Source organism: Budvicia diplopodorum (assembly GCF_009800925.1).
Lineage (GTDB): Bacteria > Pseudomonadota > Gammaproteobacteria > Enterobacterales > Enterobacteriaceae > Budvicia > Budvicia diplopodorum.
This window is the reverse complement of sequence record NZ_WOYF01000022.1, coordinates 1-16,446: the sequence shown is the minus strand read 5'-3', so window position 1 is coordinate 16,446 and position 16,446 is coordinate 1. Positions and strand designations below refer to the sequence as shown.

Sequence of the window (16,446 nt, the reverse complement as noted above, 5' to 3'; positions counted from 1 at the left end):
CGATGAATTAGCTCAAGCGTTCAATAATCATCGCCGTACCCTGACCACCGCCAATACATAGCGTTGCCAGCCCCAGCGTTTTGTTTCTGGCCTGCAGTGCGTGCAGCAGAGTAACCAGAATGCGGGCACCGCTGGCACCGACCGGGTGGCCCAGAGCAATAGCGCCGCCGTTAACGTTGACCTTATCCCGATCGAATCCGAGGGTTTGGCCTACGGCCAGGAACTGGGCGGCAAAGGCTTCGTTGGCTTCAATCAAGTCGATATCAGACAGCGTAAGGCCGGTTTTCTTCAGCGCGTTCAGCGTTGCAGGTACCGGGCCCATTCCCATTAGCGATGGGGCAACCCCGCCGTTGGCATAGCCTCTGATACGGGCCAGCGGCGTTAGTCCCAGCGCCTTTGCGCGGCTTTCCGACATCACAACCAGCGCCGCTGCACCGTCGTTGATACCGGAAGCGTTACCCGCAGTGACGGTACCTTCTTTGGTAAACGCCGGGCGCAGTTTAGCTAAACCTTCCGCCGTAGAATCAGCTTTCGGGAACTCGTCGGTATCTATAATAACGTCGCCTTTGCGAGTCTTAACGGTTACCGGCACGATCTCTTTAGCGAACGCGCCGCTGTTCATTGCCGCTACCGCCTTTTGCTGTGATGCCAGAGCCAGCTGGTCCTGCGCTTCACGGGTGATGCCGTACTCTTTTGCCACGTTTTCTGCGGTGATACCCATATGGTAATCATGAGTGGCACACATCAGTCCGTCTTTCAGGATAACGTCCATCAGCTTGCCATCGCCTAAGCGATAGCCCCAACGGGCTTTGCTGTCCATCAGGTAAGGCGCCTGACTCATATTTTCCATACCGCCGGCTACGATGGTTTCGGCATCGCCGGCCAAAATGGCCTGAGCGGCTAAAGCAACGCTTTTTAAGCCTGAACCACACACTTTGTTGACGGTATAGGCGCAGACGGTTTCAGGGATACCGCTTTTCAGCAGCGCCTGACGGGCAGGGTTTTGGCCCAGCCCGGCCTGAAGCACGTTACCAAAGATAACTTCGTCGATCGCATCACCGCCGAGCCCTGCGCGGGCCATGGCTTCACGAATAACGATAGAACCTAAATCTACCGCCGGTACCGAGGCTAATGCGCCGTTAAAACTGCCAATAGCGGTACGGGCTGCGCTGACAATAACGATATTGCTCATAGTTCAATTCCTTATTTGTACGTCAGAATACGGTGAGGCCGATGATAAATACCGCGCCGGAGAACAGCAGGGCGGTAACGCAGTAACCCATAATGTCCCGAACGCCCAAACCGGCAATTGCCAGTGCCGGCAGTGCCCAGAACGGCTGAGCCATATTCATCCATTGCTCACCATAGGCAATCGCCATGGCTGATTTACCTAAGTCTGCACCCAGCGCCTGTGCGGCAGGCATAACAAACGGACCTTGAATAACCCAGTGGCCGCCGCCGGACGGTACGGCAAAGTTGATGATCGCAGAGCTGAAGAAGGTCATGATCGGGAAGGTGTCTTTATTGGCAACGTTAATAAAGAACTCGGTGATAAGGCCGCCTAAGCCGGAATGTTCCATCATCAGTTGGATACCCGCGTAGAACGGGAACTGAACCAGGATGCCTGCGGTGCTTTTGGCCGCGGACGAAACGGCGCGCATATAGGCCATTGGCGTTTTGTGCAGTAAAATACCGGCGATCATGAATGCCATGTTCACGGTATTAATCGTGATGTTGAAACCTTTTTCCCAAAAGTACATGCCCAGATAGGCAATGCCTAACGCGCCAATAATCCACGCGATGATTCTGCTCTCTTCAATTTTTTCTGCGATTGGGGCATCGGCAGGCAGCTTTTTCTGGAAATCAGGATCGTCTTCCAGCAGTGACGGATCGATAGTGATGATTTCATGCGCCTTTGGCATCATCATGCGGGTCACAAACGGCATTAGAGCTATCAGGCCCAGGGTGATAAATATGTTGTAGTCGGTAAATATGGTTTGAGATACGGGAATTAGACCGATGATATGCTCAACCGGGTTGCCGGGCGTTGCTGCCAGCAGAGGCATGGAGCCAGAAAGGCCACCGCCCCAGGTTAAGAAGCCAATGTAGGCACAGGCAATCAACAGGGGGTAGTCAGATTTCGGCAGGCGACGGGCAACTTCTTTAGCGAACATGGCGCCAACAACCAGACCGAAGCCCCAGTTAATCGCACAGGCTATAGAGCCTAAGAAGGTTACCAGCATCACGCCCTGAGCCGGGGTTTTTGCAATGGAGGCGGTCTGCTTAAGAATGCGCTTTACCGGCGCTGAGCTGGCTAATGCATGCCCCGTTACGATGACTAGCGCCATCTGCATACCAAAGGCCAGCAGGTTCCAGAATCCGTTACCCCACATATTGACCATTTCTACCGGCCCGTGAGGCGTGAAAACCAGCGCAATAACAAAGGTAAGCATGGTTAACAGCATGGCGAAAATCAGCGGATCTGGCAGATAGCGGCTAACAAATCCGGTTAATACTCGAGAGATACGGCTAATCATGCAACACCTTCCATGGCCATAATTGGCATCATTTTGAAATCAGAGGCAACGCTGAATTCAGCGTCAGTTTTTTCTCGAATCATGTCGAGAGTTACGTCGGGCGCGTGCTCTTTCAGTACCAACTGGCCGTTTTCAAAGCTAAATACGCCTAGCTCAGTCACGATGGTGCTGACTTTGTTTTTAGCCGTTAACGGCAAAGTGCACTGTTTCAAAATTTTAGACGTGCCGTCTTTTGCACAGTGTTCCATAGCGATAATGACTCGCTTAGCGCCTGTGACTAAGTCCATTGCTCCGCCCATACCAGGAACCATTTTTCCCGGTACCATCCAGTTAGCCAGATTAGCGTGCTGATCGACCTGTAGGCCGCCTAATACGCTGGCATCAACGTGACCGCCGCGGATCAGTGCGAAAGAGAATGCGCTGTCAAACATGGCTGCGCCGGGTAACATACCGCAAGGCTGCCCGCCGGCATTGACCAGATTGGGGTGCGCTTCGGTTACCGGGCCGAGCCCCAGAAAACCGTTCTCAGACTGGAGAGTGATATGGATACCGGTAGGCAGGTAATTAACCACCTGAGTTGGTAAGCCGATGCCAAGGTTTACAATGTCACCATCGTGTAGTTCAAGGGCGACGCGGCGAGCGATTAATTCTTTAGCGTTCATTGTTAGCGCTCCTTCGGGTAAACGATATGGTCGATCAGTGCCGCAGGCGTCATCACGCAGTCCGGCGCAATTTCGCCGACCTCAACTAGCCTGTCGGGCTCTGCCATAACAAGGTCAGCGGCCAGTGCAATCAGCGGGTTGAAGTTGCGGGCGGTCAGTTGGTAGGTTAGGTTGCCCTGACGATCGGATAGATGTGACTGAATCAGTGCCAAATCGGCGCGTAGCGGGAGTTCCAAAAGATATTCAGTTTCGCCGATGGTGATTTTTTGCTTACCTTCTTCAATCACGGTACCGACGCCGGTAGGGGTTAAAAAGCCGCCCAGGCCTGAGCCACCGCAGCGAATACGTTCAATCAGCGTTCCCTGAGGAACCAGTTCAACGTCTAGCTCACCGGCGATCATCTGACGGCCGGTTTCAGGGTTAGTGCCGATATGAGAAGCGATGACTTTTTTTACCCTGCCGTTGACGATAAGAGGGCCAATGCCGGTATCTACAAATGCGGTATCGTTAGCAATGATGGTTAAATCTTTAACGCCTGAGTTAAGCAATGCCTCGACCAAATTAGGCGGGGTACCTACGCCCATAAAGCCACCGACCATGATGGTCATACCATCACGAAAGCGTTCAGCGGCCTGCTGTATATCGATATGTTTATTTTTCATAATTATTCCTTGGGTTTGATATCCGAATCCGGATTCAATCAAGGAATAGCAATGGCTGTGCCAGTTCTGGTTTTTGTGTTTTTTTTATTTAAAATTTATATAAATTAATTAGTTAGATTTTTTGATGGATTGGCTGAGATGGAGCGTGGGAGCATATGGCTAAGAAAGGTGTGCAATTTTTTGCACAGGTGTGCACCTTTTGTTTCACTATTCCATATAAATAGCTAATAAAAACAGATAGATAATGTGATATGTGTCACGATTGGTCAAGAGGGAGATCGCTTTGCCATAAGTAGGAAAAAGGATCGCGATTCCCGCAATGTTTGCCGGTTAAGGGCAATCAATATAGTTGAAATAGTAATCTGCTTGATTATCATCGGCCCTTCCCCATCGTCACCCCGGTGGAAACCGGGGCCCAGTCTTTAAGCCAAGTGGTTATTGATTAGCTAAAATCTGGGTCTCGGCTTTCGCCGGGATGACGACAGTTATCACGCTTGCCGCAATCCTTTTTTATCTTAAAACTATTTTAGCGGCGGTACGCCGTTTTGCCACGTATCCCAGTGGCTAACAATATAATCTGTCATTTCACCGCCAACCTTGGCGATGTTCTCTACGGTTTCTTTAAAGCCACCGGCGGTTTGGCCCGGAGCCGGATCTAAATGTTCCAGCGTCGTTTCGTTAGGATTACCCTGATCGAAATTAACCGCGCCGCGCAGGCTGAGTACACGCTGAGTGGTGCCTTGAGTACGAGCGATTACCTGAGTGATGGCGGCAATTTCCATTTCCGTTGCTAAATAGTCGTCTGCGCCATACAGCTTGGCAATATATTGCGCTTCTTTTGACATTCCCGGGCCGTGGAAAAAGGTATCGCCGGTTATATGGGTGCCGGTCAGAACTTTTGGTGAACGTCTGGCGTTATCGTCAGGGTAACGCTGGCGGTACTTTTGCGCACCTTCAGAATCCAGCAGTGGAGTTTTATCGGTAATTTTCATTGCCCAAGAAACCAGCGTTGGGTCTAACTGATAGCGACGAATGTTCTCATAGCCTTTACGCGGAATAAAAGCCCAGTCCTTCTTCCGGTGCCCAACGGTGTCCCAGATCGTAATCAACCACCCAGGTACCCCAGCTTACATCGCCGATGGTGCCGCGAGAGGGCGGCGTACCGGCAACGCCGTTGATCATGAAATAGGTTTGGGACATATCAAACTTTGGATTAAGCAAGATAGCCTGTACCGAAGAGGATGAGGCGACTTTCCCCATGCCCAGTACGGAGCCGCATACGCCATCGTTATTACAGTAAACCGGTGATGCAGCACCTTTAACTATTATTGGCTGGCTGTTTTTAAAATATTTCTCGTACCAGTTCTGAAATTCTCCGGCTTTATCACCGGTGTTTTGACCAATTTCAAACATCGAACCTACGAATACCTTCACTTTAATTGGATCACCGTCGGCTAACGCTTGGCTGGACATGATAAGTGCAAGAAAAGATAGAAGGCTTATTCTCTTTTTAGCCATTACATTATTCCCTATGTTGGTTGCGTAATCGTTTGCGTCATTATCCTGATTTTGTGAGCAAGAAACTAGTCATTATTGTTTTCATGTAAATAATTTTTTATGTTCTTTATAACGCGAATAGTTAAGTATCAAAGCTAAAAATTAATGTTTAATAATTAAAGATTATTAATGATAATTTTATTCTGGACAGTTATCCCTAATGGTATTTTACTCTGTTCTGTAACATAAATAGTATTTAACTACCGGCTTTAATTAATTGAATGTTTAAATGACTTTATGGATAACGCGTTTTAAGTGATAAGTGAGTGCTGTCTGTTATCACGTAACGTTTGCTGTTCTATTTAGTATTAACTGGTTTATTTTATCGCAATAAAATATGTCATTTTTAATGATGTTTACATCAGGAATATATTACCGTTAGGTTTTTTAAATTAATTATTATCATCAGTAAATATAAGGAGTTGTTGGCAGGTGCAATAAATTACTAAATTCAAGAAAGATATTTTTCTCATATACGGTATTAGCTTATAAGGAGATAAAATGAATTTCATTATAGATATTGGTAAAAAATTGGTCGTATTAGCTTCTTTTATTAGTACAACCGCGCTAGCAGATGATGTTTATTTCTACCGTGCGGATAGCCGCCCGCCACAAACTATCTTTTCCACCGGTTTTGTGGTGCTTGGGCAAAATAATAATCTATTACGCCATGTCGAGGGGGAATCATGCTTCACCGGTACTCGTGATTCTCTATTTACATCAACAACAGCTTCTCAGAGCTTTGCTATTGATTGGGGGGATAGGCGGCAGGATTTTTATGTCTATGCGATCAGGCCAACCAGTAACTTTTTCAGGGTATACGATAGCTTGAACTATGCGGCTCAGCAAAGTGGCGATCCTGAATTTACCCACCGGGCAAGATTCTTTCAGGAACAGGATGAATGGGTTGCTCTTGGAAATATTACGCCACAGCAGATTTATCGGGCTATCAGATATACCCGGACGCCAGACGGCATAGCTGTTGCCCATGAAGCAAGCTACAACCAACGCTATGAGGACATACAGACTGCACCCAGCTCTACACCATATACAATTTGGTACCCTATAAATGATAGTTCCAGCAGTGATTCTTGTTATGAATGTGCGTCAAACAGCTCTGCTAGCGCACGTCTTAGACGATCAACTGCTTATCCAAATACCCAGGTACTACAGCTCTGTTCTCGTAGCCTGATTTATAACCTGCTTGGGGATGCCGTCAAATCTGATGAATCAGGCAATCCTGATCTATAACCTGTTGGGGGATATCTTCAGGAGTATAGATCGCTAGCTATTAACCTTAATCTTTAATCCCTTAACGGGGGAGGATATATCATGAAAATGAAAAATTGGCTTTATTTACCCTTTATTATGGCTTGCTGTTCTTCATCTGTAGTGGCTGCGACGTATTATTTAAATGGCAATGTTAGTGGTTATTACACAGGTGAGAATCCTAAAGTTTGCCAGATTGCTATTAATGCTACCGGCAATGCGAATTATAAAAATCAGTGGCATTTTTCGGGATCTTCGAGCATATGTTCAACTGCAAAAGCGGCATTTTATCTGAATCATTCTGTTGGGGTTACTGTTAATGTGAATGGAGGCGCTAATGATAGTAACAATATCGTTTCTATAGTAATAAAAGATCCAACGATAAACATAACTTGGCCACCGTATCATAAGAGGTAATGATATTAAATTGGCCTACAACGTTTATGCTCTATTGTATATAATAGGGTAAATCATTATCTCAAAGATATAAGAGGCGTAATCTTTCATTACGCCTCTTTCGTTTCTACTTGCCTGCGTTCAGAATTGATTTCGCAGTACAGATTTTTAGGCGTATTAATCGATATAATACTCTTGTAGTTTATACAGCAGTGCCCGTCGGCTGATGCCTAACGCTCTGGCAGTCTGTACCCGATTTCCATGGTTATTGGTCAACGCGGTACAAATAAGCGTTCTTTCATAAGCCTTGATGCTTTCTTTCAGGCTTTGGCCATTTTCCAGCGTGTGGCCGGAGTCGAACGTTGGCTGGGTACTTTGCTGAGGCAGTAAATGTTCCGGCAAGTCATCCGGGAACATGATAAAACCGGTGCTCATGATTACCGCGCGTTCGATGGCGTTTGCCAGTTCACGAACGTTGCCCGGCCAGCTATAGGATTCTAAAATGGCTAACGTGCTGGCATCCAGCTCGATCATCTCTTTGCCGTTTTCGGCGCTGAATTTTTGCAAGAAATGCTGGGCCAGCAGTGAAATATCTTCCGGGCGTTCCCTGAGCGGAAGGGGTGAAAGATGCATCACGTTCAGGCGATAGAATAGGTCCTGACGAAACGCCCCTTGTTCTACCATGGCGGCCAGATTGCGGTTAGTCGCCGCGATGAGGCGAATATCGGTTTTGATGGTCTGGCTTCCGCCCAATCGTTCAAACTCTCTTTCCTGTAAAACCCGCAGTAGCTTAACCTGCAGGTTATGGGGCATTTCGCCTACCTCATCGAGCAGTAGCGTGCCCTGATTAGCCCGTTCAAACAGCCCCTGACGCTGCATTAGTGCGCCGGTAAATGCGCCTTTCTCGTGACCGAAAAGTTCGCTTTCTAATAGGGATTCCGGCAAGGCACCGCAGTTGACCTTAATAAACGGCCCCTTGGCGCGGGGGCTATTGTAGTGGATAGCTTTGGCTATCAGCTCTTTGCCCGTTCCGCTTTCGCCGGTAATTAAAACGCTGGCATTACTTTGGGCTATTTTGGCCGTATCGCGGCACAGTTCCATCATTTTGGTGCTGTTAGTGAGTATTCGGTCCCACTGGTAGCTGTTGGACAGCTCACGGTGCAGGAGATTGATCTCCTGCTTCATGCTCTTAAGCTGCAGAGCCCGATTAATTAGCAGCTTTAGCTCATCGAGATCGAAGGGCTTTATGACGTAGTCAAAGGCCCCCAGACGTAAAGCTTCGACCGCCGTTTCTACCGCGGCATAGGCGGTCATTAAAATCACCGGCGTGTCTTGATGGGCTTTGCGCATAATTTGCAAGGCTTCCATGCCGCCAAGCTTTGGCATGCGGATATCCATCAGTACGATATCCGGCGTTTGCTGCTTAAACAGTTCCAGCGCCTGTGAGCCGTCGGCGGCGCAAATCGGTTGATGACCGTCAAGGGTAAATACGGCTGTCAGCATTCGGCGAACGTTTTCTTCATCGTCAACAATCAGAATGCGGTATGACTTTTTCATATGGGGTTCCTTTCTCCGTTTCTGACCGGTAAGACGATGGTAAAGGTCGTTCCCTTATTGGGCTGGCTTTCCAGCGTAATATCTCCGTCGTGAGAGGTGATAATGCGCTGGCTAATGGAAAGCCCCAGTCCGGTGCCCGATGGTTTAGTGGTATAGAACGGAGTAAATATTTTATCTTTGATTTCATCTGCGATCCCGCAGCCGTTATCCTGAATTTTTATCCGTTGCTTATCCTGGCCGACTGGCTGAGTCGAAATGGCGATCTCGCCTCTGGCGGAAATGGACTGAACGGCATTGATCAGCAGGTTAAGCAGTACCTGCTTGAGCATTTCGCCGTCGGCGTCGATATACGTCAGGCTTGGGTCTAAGTTGACGTTGAAATTAATTCTGGCTTCAATCCCTTTGGTTTTTACTAAGATCAGGGTTTGATTAATAATTTGATTTAAATATATTTTCTGGTAAAGGCCCGGGCGTGGGCGGGCGAAGTCCAGCAACTGTTGGATCACTTTATTGATTGAGTTAACCTCTTTCAAAATGATTTGAGTATATTCCAGCCGTTGAGGATCCTGCTCGGTATCTTTGAGGATCTGTACGAAGCCGCTAATGGCGGTGAGCGGGTTTCTGACTTCATGGGCAACGCCCGCCATGAGTTCGCCCAGGGTAGCCAATCGCTCTGCCCGTTCGATTCTTCGCTGAACCTCTTTTTTAGCGGTTAGGTCGGTAAAGATGACTAATGCCCCGATAATTTCCCCCTGAGCATTGTGCATCTGGCTGGTACTGACGCTAATCTGGATGGTTCGGTGTTTTGCCGGGTAGTCGACTTCTAACGCGACGTGGTCAATGCCCCGTTCTAGCGTATCCAATATTGGGCTGCGGTAGTCTCTGTCGCCAAACACGTTTTCATAAGGCTTACCGATGGACTCTTTTTGGCTATAGCCGGTAATTCCTTCTGCCGCCGGGTTTATCATGATGACGCAGCCGTGAGTATCCACGGCAATTACGCCGTCGGCGGCGTTTTCAATAATCAATTCGTTCAGCGTTTTGGCTTCCCGTAGCGCCCGGGATAGCGCGTTAACGCTGTCTGATATTTCACCCATTTCGCCTTTCAACGGTGGAATTCGAGTATTTAGGTTTAGCGGTAGCTCTGTCAGGCCGGTTTTTATGGTGTCGATATCGGACGCAAAGCGGCGTGAGAACACGACAATCAGTAATACGCTGCAAAGCATACCCAGAATGATGACGATAATGATGCTGATATCCATTGCCAGTGCCTGTCGGTCGATATCATTAGACAGCTCATTGGCCCAGATATAGCCAATAATTTGGCCGCCCCGCTCGATGGGTTTCATGGCGTTCATGATATTGCCGCGCACCTGCGAACCCGATTTTACCAACGGATGGCCCGAGGCCATAACGGTACGACCCGGATGATCTTTGGCAATGGTTACGCCGACAGCGTTGCCATAGAGCTTCTGCGGGGCATAGGTGATAATGGCGTCTAGCTCTTTGTTGTAATATCCGGCTCCGACGCCGGAAAATGCGCTAGTGATGTCATCGGTTATCGGCGATAGCCGTTCGTTCAGGGCTTTAATTCGCTGTTCGCGGGGTAAGTTGGGGTAAAGTTCAAACGAGTCTGACAGTGCCCGATCGAGTAAATGAGTGACGGCAAACAGTTTGATTTGCTTTTCCTGCAGCAGGGCGTCTCGCCCTTGAACCTCAACGATATAGCCAATCAGCATGGTGGGTAATGAGATCATCATGATGGCCAGAAAGATCATTTTACTGCGCAGGGTTTGGGGCCAGTGGGCTCGAAGATAGCGTTTAAAACCTGACTGAACGGGCGGCATTACGGAACATCCTTGTTGATAGAAGATGGCAATGTAGCTTCTATCGTTACAACCGAAGCCTTGTCACTTAAGCGTTGATGTGAACTATAGTGGCTTCGTTCAACGGGACAAGTAGATTGATAGTAAAGTGTGAGGAACGTCTAACCGACGGGCAAAAAAGTGGACTCAGAAATTTGGAGTTTGGCTTTCGGGTATCCAGACGCGGGAACATATCCTACCGAGTAACGTTTTGCTGTGGCTAATTACGATCAGGCCGAGATCTCGTTGTTCTGACTGTTCCATAATTGCTCGCCACACCTGTACCTGCATCAGGGGGTCAAGCTGAGCGGTGATTTCATCAGCAATCAGATAGCGAGTGCGAGGATCGAGAGCCCGCAGCAGGGCGATCCGCGCCAGCTCTCCGCCCGATACTTCATCAGGGTATCGGTTCAGTAACTCAGGGTTAATGGATAATGCTTCTAGCCAAAATGGCTCTGGCCGCCAGACATCATACAGCGCTGCGCCGGTAGTGCGGGATGGGTTAAAGGTGCGTTCCGGATGCTGCGGGATAAGCTGAACCGGGCAGTAGCCGTTGAGAGAAAGCCGCTGACCATCAAGTAAAACGCTGCCTGATGAAGGCGGCTGCCAGCCGGCCAGAACCCGGCCTAAGGTGGTTTTCCCGTATCCGCTGGGGGCAAAAATGCCTAAGCGTTCGCCCGGAGCAATGGATAAATTGAGCTCCTGCCACAGAGACACGCCACTCTGTATGATGTCCAGATTATGCGCTTGCAGCATGTAACGCTTCTCCGGCATGGATGAAACGGTGCTCCGGTAGGGCTTGCCACAGGGATTGTAACCACTCACCGCCTCCGCCACAGCGTAGTTCTGACGCGCTAACCACGTCTTTGAGTGTCCCCTGATGGAGAACGGCGATGCGATCGGCAAACTTAGCGGCCAAGTGTAGGTCGTGGGTGATCCATAAAATGCCCCGGCCCTGATGGCAAAGAGATTTCAGGTGGTTTAGCAATATTTCTGCATGGGGCAGATCCAGCCACGCCGTGACTTCATCGGCCAGAATAAACTTGGCCTGGCTCATGGTTGCGCAGCTGACCAGAATTCGTTTAGCCATGCCGCCGGATAGCGATAAAGGATATTGGTCGAGTAGTTTTTCGGAGAGATTATAGTGGCTTAATTGCTCTGCAATCGCGCTATTGGTTTGTGCCTGGCCGCTCAGGCTGGCCGCTCGCTGAATTTGTTTCCCTACCTTGAGCAGCGGATTAAGCGCGCTGACGCTTTGAGGAATGTAGCCCAGCGTATTGCCCCTAAGGCGTTGTTGCTGGCCGGTGTTTATTATTTGGTTATCGATCAGAATTTGGCCGGATGAACGCATTGAGTCAGGCAGGAGCCCGAGGATATTTTGCAGTAACAGGCTTTTCCCTTCCCCGCTGCCACCCACCAAAGCGACTAACTCACCTGAGTGAATTTTGAGATTGATATTATGTAATATCGGATTCCATATCGGGGCCCGGAACCAACGCTCTTTGGCGCAGGATAGCTCAACGTTTTTTAACTGTAGCATGACGATCTCCTTAGCCAGATTTTTTGCAGGCTACGGGCGAGCTGGTCGATAGTCAGGACCAGAATAACGAGGGTTAACCCCGGATAAAATGCCAGCCACCAGTCACCGCTGCTAAGAGAGCGTAATGCGTCTGCCAGCAGTATACCGAGCGACGGTTCGTGAGGCGCAAGGCCGAAGCCTAAGAAGCTCAGCCCGGCGCTATGCAATACGGCGTGAGGAAATATCAGTAGCGACCCCACCGTCAACTGAGGCAGCAGCAGCGGCAGGAAATGCTTATACAAACATTGCCATTGGCTACTGCCGGTTCTTTGTGCCAGAAGAATGTAATCGGCCTGACGGATGCGCAGTAGCTCCGAGCGTAAAATTAAGGCTAGCTTTGGCCAGTGGGTCAGGGAAACGGCAAGAATAACCCCGGATTTCCCACCGCCAAAAGTAAAACAGATGAGTATTAGTAACAGCAGGTGAGGCAGGGCAATAAACGTGTCTATCAGAGCACGCGTTAGGTAGTCACCGGCTTTTCCGCACTGGCTGATAATGGCAACGCCCAGCGCAATCAAACCGCTGAACAATGCGGTAGTCAGGCCGATTTGTATACTGGTCATCATGCCCTGTAGGCAGCGCAGCCAGAGATCCCGACCCAGACTATCGGTTCCAAACCAAAATTCGGCCGATGGCGCGGCGCGGCGGGCTAGTAGATTCAGCGCAACGTCCTGCTGATTGTTTTGGATCCCCAGAAACAGCAGAGCGCCGAGTATCGCCAGAGCCATAATCAGGCGTATCAGAGATCGATTAGCTGGGCCTTTCACGATGCTCTCCGTAGCGGCCTGTTGAGCTTATACAGTAGAGCGTTTGAAATCGTGTTTCCGGCGAACACTAGTAGTGTGATAAACAGCACGATGCCGAGTAACAGGGGAACATCACCCCGCAATCCGGCATCAATTGTCGCCTGACCCAATCCCGGATAGGCAAAAATCTTTTCGGCCAGCAGGGCTCCGCCAAGCAGCTCTCCGAGTGAGGCAAACTGCAGGCAAATGGCCGGCGTTAGCACATGACGCAGCATATGAAATCCCATCAGCGACCAGCCTTTATCGCCCTGTGCATGGGCGAAATAGACGAATTGGCTTTGGCTGACCTCTTCGACTCTGGCTCGGGTGTGTAAGGCAATATTTCCCACGCCCAGTAACCCTAAAGCAATAGTAGGTAGAATGAGATGGTGAATTCGCTGAAATACTGAGCTTTCTTCAGCCGTTAGCCCCGTAGGCCATGCGCAGCAGATAGGTGCCCATTCCAGTTTGACTGAAAAGAGGGCCAGCAGCAGTATGCCAATCCAGAAGGTCGGCAGCGACGATAGCAGGTAGCAGAATGAACGTATTATGCTGTCAGGCCAGCGGTTAAGATAACGGCCTGCGATTAACCCTAAGCCGGTGCCCAGCAGGCCCGATAATATCCATGCGCAGGCCAGAAGGGAGAATGATGTTAGGAAACGTTGGGTAATGACCTGTGTCACCGGGGCGTTATATACCATCGAATACCCCAAATCACCTTGCAGAACGTGCCCTATCCAGACCAGAAAGCGTTCCCACAGCGGGCGATCTAAACCCCAACGCGCGGCTATTTGGGCATATTGCTCCGGTGGGACATGCAGTAAGTCATTACCGATATAGGCTCGGATAGGATCGACCGGAGAAAAGCTCAACAAAACGAAGGTGCCCATTGCTACCATGAACAATAGGCTAATAAGTCGTAGGCTGAGCAACGGTAGCTGGCGCATTATTTACAGGTCCAGCTCCAGCCCTGAAGGTTATTCAGTACCGTCCAGTCTCCGTGGGCTTCCGGTGCTCCCTGACCCAGGCTAACGCAAGGGTTAATCAAATAAGTGTGATTAAGGTTGATTAACCATACCCATGCGGCATCGCCCCTGACGCCGGCACCGGCAGTTCCATCCCAGTCAACTTTTTGCCAGAAAGGAATAGCGGCCTGCCAGTCAGGGGCTGAAATAGCTTTTTTTAGCGTTTCATCAACCTGAGGATTCGCGTAATAGCCGGGGTTAAAATAGCTTTCGCCGCCCAGTTTGCTGGCGTAATGGTGGTAAATCTCCATCGGGTCTAAGCTGCCCCATCCGAATAGGGTTGGATTGGCGTGCATATAACGCTCAACGGTTTCCCAACTGCCAGATTTGAGCGTGACTTCAATGCCTAGCGGGCGAACCATTGCGCTAAACGCCTGAGCTAAATCTCTACGGGTACTGTCACCGCTGGCATACCAAAGCGTGAGCTTGGCTGGCTTTCCATTTTTTTCACGTATACCATCCGGGGCTTTACTGACCCACCCAGCTTGATCCAAAATCTGTTTAGCCTTGGTTATGTCGCCGTCTTTAAACTTGGCTTGTGCATTATCCCACGGTAATCCGTCTACGGCGGTAAAGGCCGGGGTAGCTTGTCCTTCAAACAGTTGTGATGCGAGAACGTTGCGATCTACCGCGTAATTAATTGCTTTACGGATAGCAATATCGGCGGTGACATCATTGCCTATCTCGTTGCCATTAGCGTCTTTCTTACCCGTAGGCGTCATGGGAAACATAATTCCACGGTTTTCAACGCTTTTTTGAACCAGCAACTTCATATTTTTAACCGGCTGATTGGCTAACGTTTGTGGAATTCTTATCAGATCCAATTTTCCGCTGCTGGCCGCCGCATAGGCGCTGTCCTGATCTAAAAAGACGAACACCAGCTTATCAAAATCATTTTTCTTGCCGGCGTAATATGGGTTTGCTTCAACAATTAGCTGTTGGCCCGGTTGGAAGCTGGTCAGTTTGTAAGGGCCGGCACCGATAGGATGCTGGGCGAAATCAGTACCATATTTAGCTTTAGGAACAATACCCAAGGCACCCAACACATTGATAAAGGTGCTTTCTGGCTGATTTAATTGAATTACAACGGTTTTATCATCCAACGCGTTGGCCTGCTTGAAGCTTCCCATATCGGCTTTGCCCCCGCTGGCCGCAGCCTGATTATAGGAATAGGCAACGTCAGTAGCGGTAAGCGGGGAGCCATCAGAGAATTTTAGATCGGGCTTAAGGTGGATTGTCCAACTCAGGCCATCATCGCTGAGCTTATAGCCGTCGATTAACACCGGCTGCCAGCTTAAATCAGCATTCTGACGCAGCAATGGACTATGAAGCAGCATGTAGCTTCCATGGCTCCAGCCTAGTAGTGGGTCTAATCCTTCAGTAGGTTCAGTTCCAATCGCTAATTTTAACGTATGGGCCTGAGTGGTTATGCTGGTTACGGAAAGTGCTGCGATCAAGCACAAAGCAAAAGGGGCCAATTTAGCTTTCATGATGTGATGTTGCTCTCGGGTTTTATTATTATTCGCGTGTCTCATTGTATGAAGTTCATAACTTTTTATCAAAACTTCATACTTTTGGTTCGCTTTTATAGCAAGGATGAAAAAATGGCACTTTGATATAGATCGGATTATTGGGCGTCAGTAAAAATTATTGAGGGGAAAAAATGCGAGTGGAAGATGGTTAGTTTTTATTCTGCCGGAATCAGTTATTTGGTTATAATCTATACTGCAGTGGTGAAAAAAAGATATTTTTGTACAAATTATGAGCGATAGCGCATTAATCTGAATTTTTTTGTTGCATCGTCCTTCAGGTCTCCCTAGAATGCGCAGCACTTGATGCCGGCTTAGCTCAGTTGGTAGAGCAACTGACTTGTAATCAGTAGGTCGCCAGTTCGATTCCGGCAGCCGGCACCAATCAAGAATTCCCGGTGGGGTACCCAAGCGGCCAAAGGGAGCAGACTGTAAATCTGCCGTGACTCACTTCGAAGGTTCGAATCCTTCCCCCACCACCATTATTGATTGTGTTGACGTGATGTGGCATCAATACAGTGTCTGAAAAGACATCCGAAAGGGAAGTTACAACCTTTGAGTTAAACTTTCTCCCATCGCCAAGGTTTAAAGAGTGTTGAAGCACCAGGTCGCTGAGTTCGGAACTGCGGGCATCGTATAATGGCTATTACCTCAGCCTTCCAAGCTGATGATGTGGGTTCGATTCCCACTGCCCGCTCCAAGTGCTGATATAGCTCAGTTGGTAGAGCGCACCCTTGGTAAGGGTGAGGTCGGCAGTTCGAATCTGCCTATCAGCACCAAAATTCCCTTCTCTGATTTTAATTCCCTGATTTCTTCTTCGACTCGCTGATATCACAAGCTTTTGCTTGGTTAATGTGGTTTAACCACGATCTATCGTGTTTTAGAGGGACTATCGATGTCTAAAGAAAAATTTGAACGTACAAAACCGCACGTAAACGTCGGTACTATCGGCCACGTTGACCACGGTAAAACAACTCTGACTGCTGCTATCACTACCGTATTGGCTAAAACCTACGGCGGTAA

The 16,446-nt window shown here is 49.0% G+C and carries 16 protein-coding genes and 4 tRNA genes; 7 read left to right on the top strand and 13 right to left on the bottom strand.

What is annotated here, in order from left to right:
* Positions 1-7 precede the first annotated feature (7 nt).
* The 6 genes from GVI43_RS14925 to GVI43_RS15975 all read right to left on the bottom strand — a co-directional run bounded on the left by GVI43_RS14925 (position 8) and on the right by GVI43_RS15975 (position 5,334).
* On the bottom strand, positions 8-1,192 hold the full coding sequence (locus GVI43_RS14925; RefSeq protein WP_159567640.1) for an acetyl-CoA C-acetyltransferase: 1,185 nt from the start codon (positions 1,190-1,192) through the stop codon (positions 8-10).
* Between the two features lie 22 nt (positions 1,193-1,214).
* On the bottom strand, positions 1,215-2,537 hold the full coding sequence (locus GVI43_RS14920) for a TIGR00366 family protein (protein WP_159567639.1): 1,323 nt from the start codon (positions 2,535-2,537) through the stop codon (positions 1,215-1,217).
* Positions 2,534-3,199: a CoA transferase subunit B gene (locus GVI43_RS14915; protein WP_159567638.1), complete on the bottom strand. Its 666-nt coding sequence runs from the start codon at positions 3,197-3,199 to the stop codon at positions 2,534-2,536. Before GVI43_RS14915 ends, GVI43_RS14920 begins: the two co-directional genes overlap by 4 nt.
* A 2-nt stretch (positions 3,200-3,201) precedes the next feature.
* Positions 3,202-3,861, bottom strand: a complete 660-nt coding sequence (gene atoD / locus GVI43_RS14910) for an acetate CoA-transferase subunit alpha (protein WP_159567637.1) — start codon at positions 3,859-3,861, stop codon at positions 3,202-3,204.
* 521 nt (positions 3,862-4,382) lie between these two features.
* Positions 4,383-4,970 (bottom strand): nucleoside phosphorylase-I family protein, encoded by a 588-nt coding sequence (locus GVI43_RS15810; RefSeq protein ID WP_211959111.1) that lies wholly within the window; start codon positions 4,968-4,970, stop codon positions 4,383-4,385.
* Complete coding sequence (locus tag GVI43_RS15975) at positions 4,909-5,334, bottom strand: nucleoside phosphorylase-I family protein (protein ID WP_211959110.1); 426 nt, start codon at positions 5,332-5,334, stop codon at positions 4,909-4,911. The genes GVI43_RS15810 and GVI43_RS15975 overlap by 62 nt, the downstream gene beginning before the upstream one ends.
* A gap of 585 nt (positions 5,335-5,919) precedes the next feature.
* Between GVI43_RS15975 and GVI43_RS14900 the strand changes: the two genes are divergently transcribed.
* Both GVI43_RS14900 and GVI43_RS14895 read left to right on the top strand, forming a co-directional pair.
* Positions 5,920-6,669: an enterotoxin A family protein gene (locus tag GVI43_RS14900; protein ID WP_159567636.1), complete on the top strand. Its 750-nt coding sequence runs from the start codon at positions 5,920-5,922 to the stop codon at positions 6,667-6,669.
* 81 nt (positions 6,670-6,750) lie between these two features.
* Entirely contained in the window at positions 6,751-7,104 is a 354-nt protein-coding gene (locus tag GVI43_RS14895) for a hypothetical protein (RefSeq protein WP_159567635.1), read from the top strand.
* Between the two features lie 156 nt (positions 7,105-7,260).
* Here GVI43_RS14895 and atoC read toward each other — a convergent pair whose 3' ends face one another.
* From atoC to GVI43_RS14860, 7 genes are all read right to left on the bottom strand, one after another.
* Complete coding sequence (gene atoC / locus GVI43_RS14890; protein ID WP_159567634.1) at positions 7,261-8,640, bottom strand: acetoacetate metabolism transcriptional regulator AtoC; 1,380 nt, start codon at positions 8,638-8,640, stop codon at positions 7,261-7,263.
* Complete coding sequence (gene atoS / locus GVI43_RS14885) at positions 8,637-10,487, bottom strand: two-component system sensor histidine kinase AtoS (RefSeq protein WP_159567633.1); 1,851 nt, start codon at positions 10,485-10,487, stop codon at positions 8,637-8,639. Before atoS ends, atoC begins: the two co-directional genes overlap by 4 nt.
* Before the next feature lie 165 nt (positions 10,488-10,652).
* Positions 10,653-11,261, bottom strand: coding sequence for an ATP-binding cassette domain-containing protein (locus GVI43_RS14880; protein WP_159567632.1), 609 nt, complete (start codon positions 11,259-11,261; stop codon positions 10,653-10,655).
* Positions 11,245-12,045, bottom strand: a complete 801-nt coding sequence (locus tag GVI43_RS14875) for an ATP-binding cassette domain-containing protein (protein WP_159567631.1) — start codon at positions 12,043-12,045, stop codon at positions 11,245-11,247. Before GVI43_RS14875 ends, GVI43_RS14880 begins: the two co-directional genes overlap by 17 nt.
* A complete protein-coding gene (locus GVI43_RS14870; protein ID WP_170324342.1) occupies positions 12,033-12,812 on the bottom strand; it encodes an ABC transporter permease in 780 nt (259 codons plus the stop codon). Before GVI43_RS14870 ends, GVI43_RS14875 begins: the two co-directional genes overlap by 13 nt.
* A gap of 35 nt (positions 12,813-12,847) precedes the next feature.
* Entirely contained in the window at positions 12,848-13,816 is a 969-nt protein-coding gene (locus GVI43_RS14865) for an ABC transporter permease (protein ID WP_159567630.1), read from the bottom strand.
* Positions 13,816-15,384, bottom strand: a complete 1,569-nt coding sequence (locus GVI43_RS14860; protein WP_159567629.1) for an ABC transporter substrate-binding protein — start codon at positions 15,382-15,384, stop codon at positions 13,816-13,818. Before GVI43_RS14860 ends, GVI43_RS14865 begins: the two co-directional genes overlap by 1 nt.
* A 347-nt stretch (positions 15,385-15,731) precedes the next feature.
* Between GVI43_RS14860 and GVI43_RS14855 the strand changes: the two genes are divergently transcribed.
* The 5 genes from GVI43_RS14855 to GVI43_RS14835 form a co-directional block, all read left to right on the top strand.
* A tRNA-Thr gene (locus GVI43_RS14855) sits at positions 15,732-15,807 on the top strand.
* A 13-nt stretch (positions 15,808-15,820) separates the two neighbouring features.
* Positions 15,821-15,905, top strand: a tRNA-Tyr gene (locus GVI43_RS14850).
* Between the two features lie 143 nt (positions 15,906-16,048).
* Positions 16,049-16,123: transfer RNA gene (locus GVI43_RS14845), tRNA-Gly, on the top strand.
* Positions 16,124-16,126: 3 nt separating this feature from the next.
* A tRNA-Thr gene (locus GVI43_RS14840) sits at positions 16,127-16,202 on the top strand.
* A gap of 116 nt (positions 16,203-16,318) precedes the next feature.
* Positions 16,319-16,446, top strand: a 128-nt coding sequence (locus GVI43_RS14835) for a GTP-binding protein (RefSeq protein ID WP_000031650.1), incomplete at its 3' end; no start/stop codon positions are given.

What these genes read in the sequence shown, in the direction of transcription:
- GVI43_RS14860 (WP_159567629.1), bottom strand. Translation starts at nt 15,384, where the DNA reads ATGAAAGCTAAATTGGCCCCTTTTGCTTTGTGCTTGATCGCAGCACTT.
- atoC (WP_159567634.1), bottom strand. Translation starts at nt 8,640, where the DNA reads ATGAAAAAGTCATACCGCATTCTGATTGTTGACGATGAAGAAAACGTT.
- GVI43_RS14880 (WP_159567632.1), bottom strand. Translation starts at nt 11,261, where the DNA reads ATGCTGCAAGCGCATAATCTGGACATCATACAGAGTGGCGTGTCTCTG.
- atoS (WP_159567633.1), bottom strand. Translation starts at nt 10,487, where the DNA reads ATGCCGCCCGTTCAGTCAGGTTTTAAACGCTATCTTCGAGCCCACTGG.
- GVI43_RS14915 (WP_159567638.1), bottom strand. Translation starts at nt 3,199, where the DNA reads ATGAACGCTAAAGAATTAATCGCTCGCCGCGTCGCCCTTGAACTACAC.
- GVI43_RS14920 (WP_159567639.1), bottom strand. Translation starts at nt 2,537, where the DNA reads ATGATTAGCCGTATCTCTCGAGTATTAACCGGATTTGTTAGCCGCTAT.
- atoD (WP_159567637.1), bottom strand. Translation starts at nt 3,861, where the DNA reads ATGAAAAATAAACATATCGATATACAGCAGGCCGCTGAACGCTTTCGT.
- GVI43_RS14925 (WP_159567640.1), bottom strand. Translation starts at nt 1,192, where the DNA reads ATGAGCAATATCGTTATTGTCAGCGCAGCCCGTACCGCTATTGGCAGT.
- GVI43_RS14870 (WP_170324342.1), bottom strand. Translation starts at nt 12,812, where the DNA reads ATGGCTCTGGCGATACTCGGCGCTCTGCTGTTTCTGGGGATCCAAAAC.
- GVI43_RS14900 (WP_159567636.1), top strand. Translation starts at nt 5,920, where the DNA reads ATGAATTTCATTATAGATATTGGTAAAAAATTGGTCGTATTAGCTTCT.
- GVI43_RS15975 (WP_211959110.1), bottom strand. Translation starts at nt 5,334, where the DNA reads ATGTCCAGCCAAGCGTTAGCCGACGGTGATCCAATTAAAGTGAAGGTA.
- GVI43_RS14895 (WP_159567635.1), top strand. Translation starts at nt 6,751, where the DNA reads ATGAAAATGAAAAATTGGCTTTATTTACCCTTTATTATGGCTTGCTGT.
- GVI43_RS14875 (WP_159567631.1), bottom strand. Translation starts at nt 12,045, where the DNA reads ATGCTACAGTTAAAAAACGTTGAGCTATCCTGCGCCAAAGAGCGTTGG.
- GVI43_RS14865 (WP_159567630.1), bottom strand. Translation starts at nt 13,816, where the DNA reads ATGCGCCAGCTACCGTTGCTCAGCCTACGACTTATTAGCCTATTGTTC.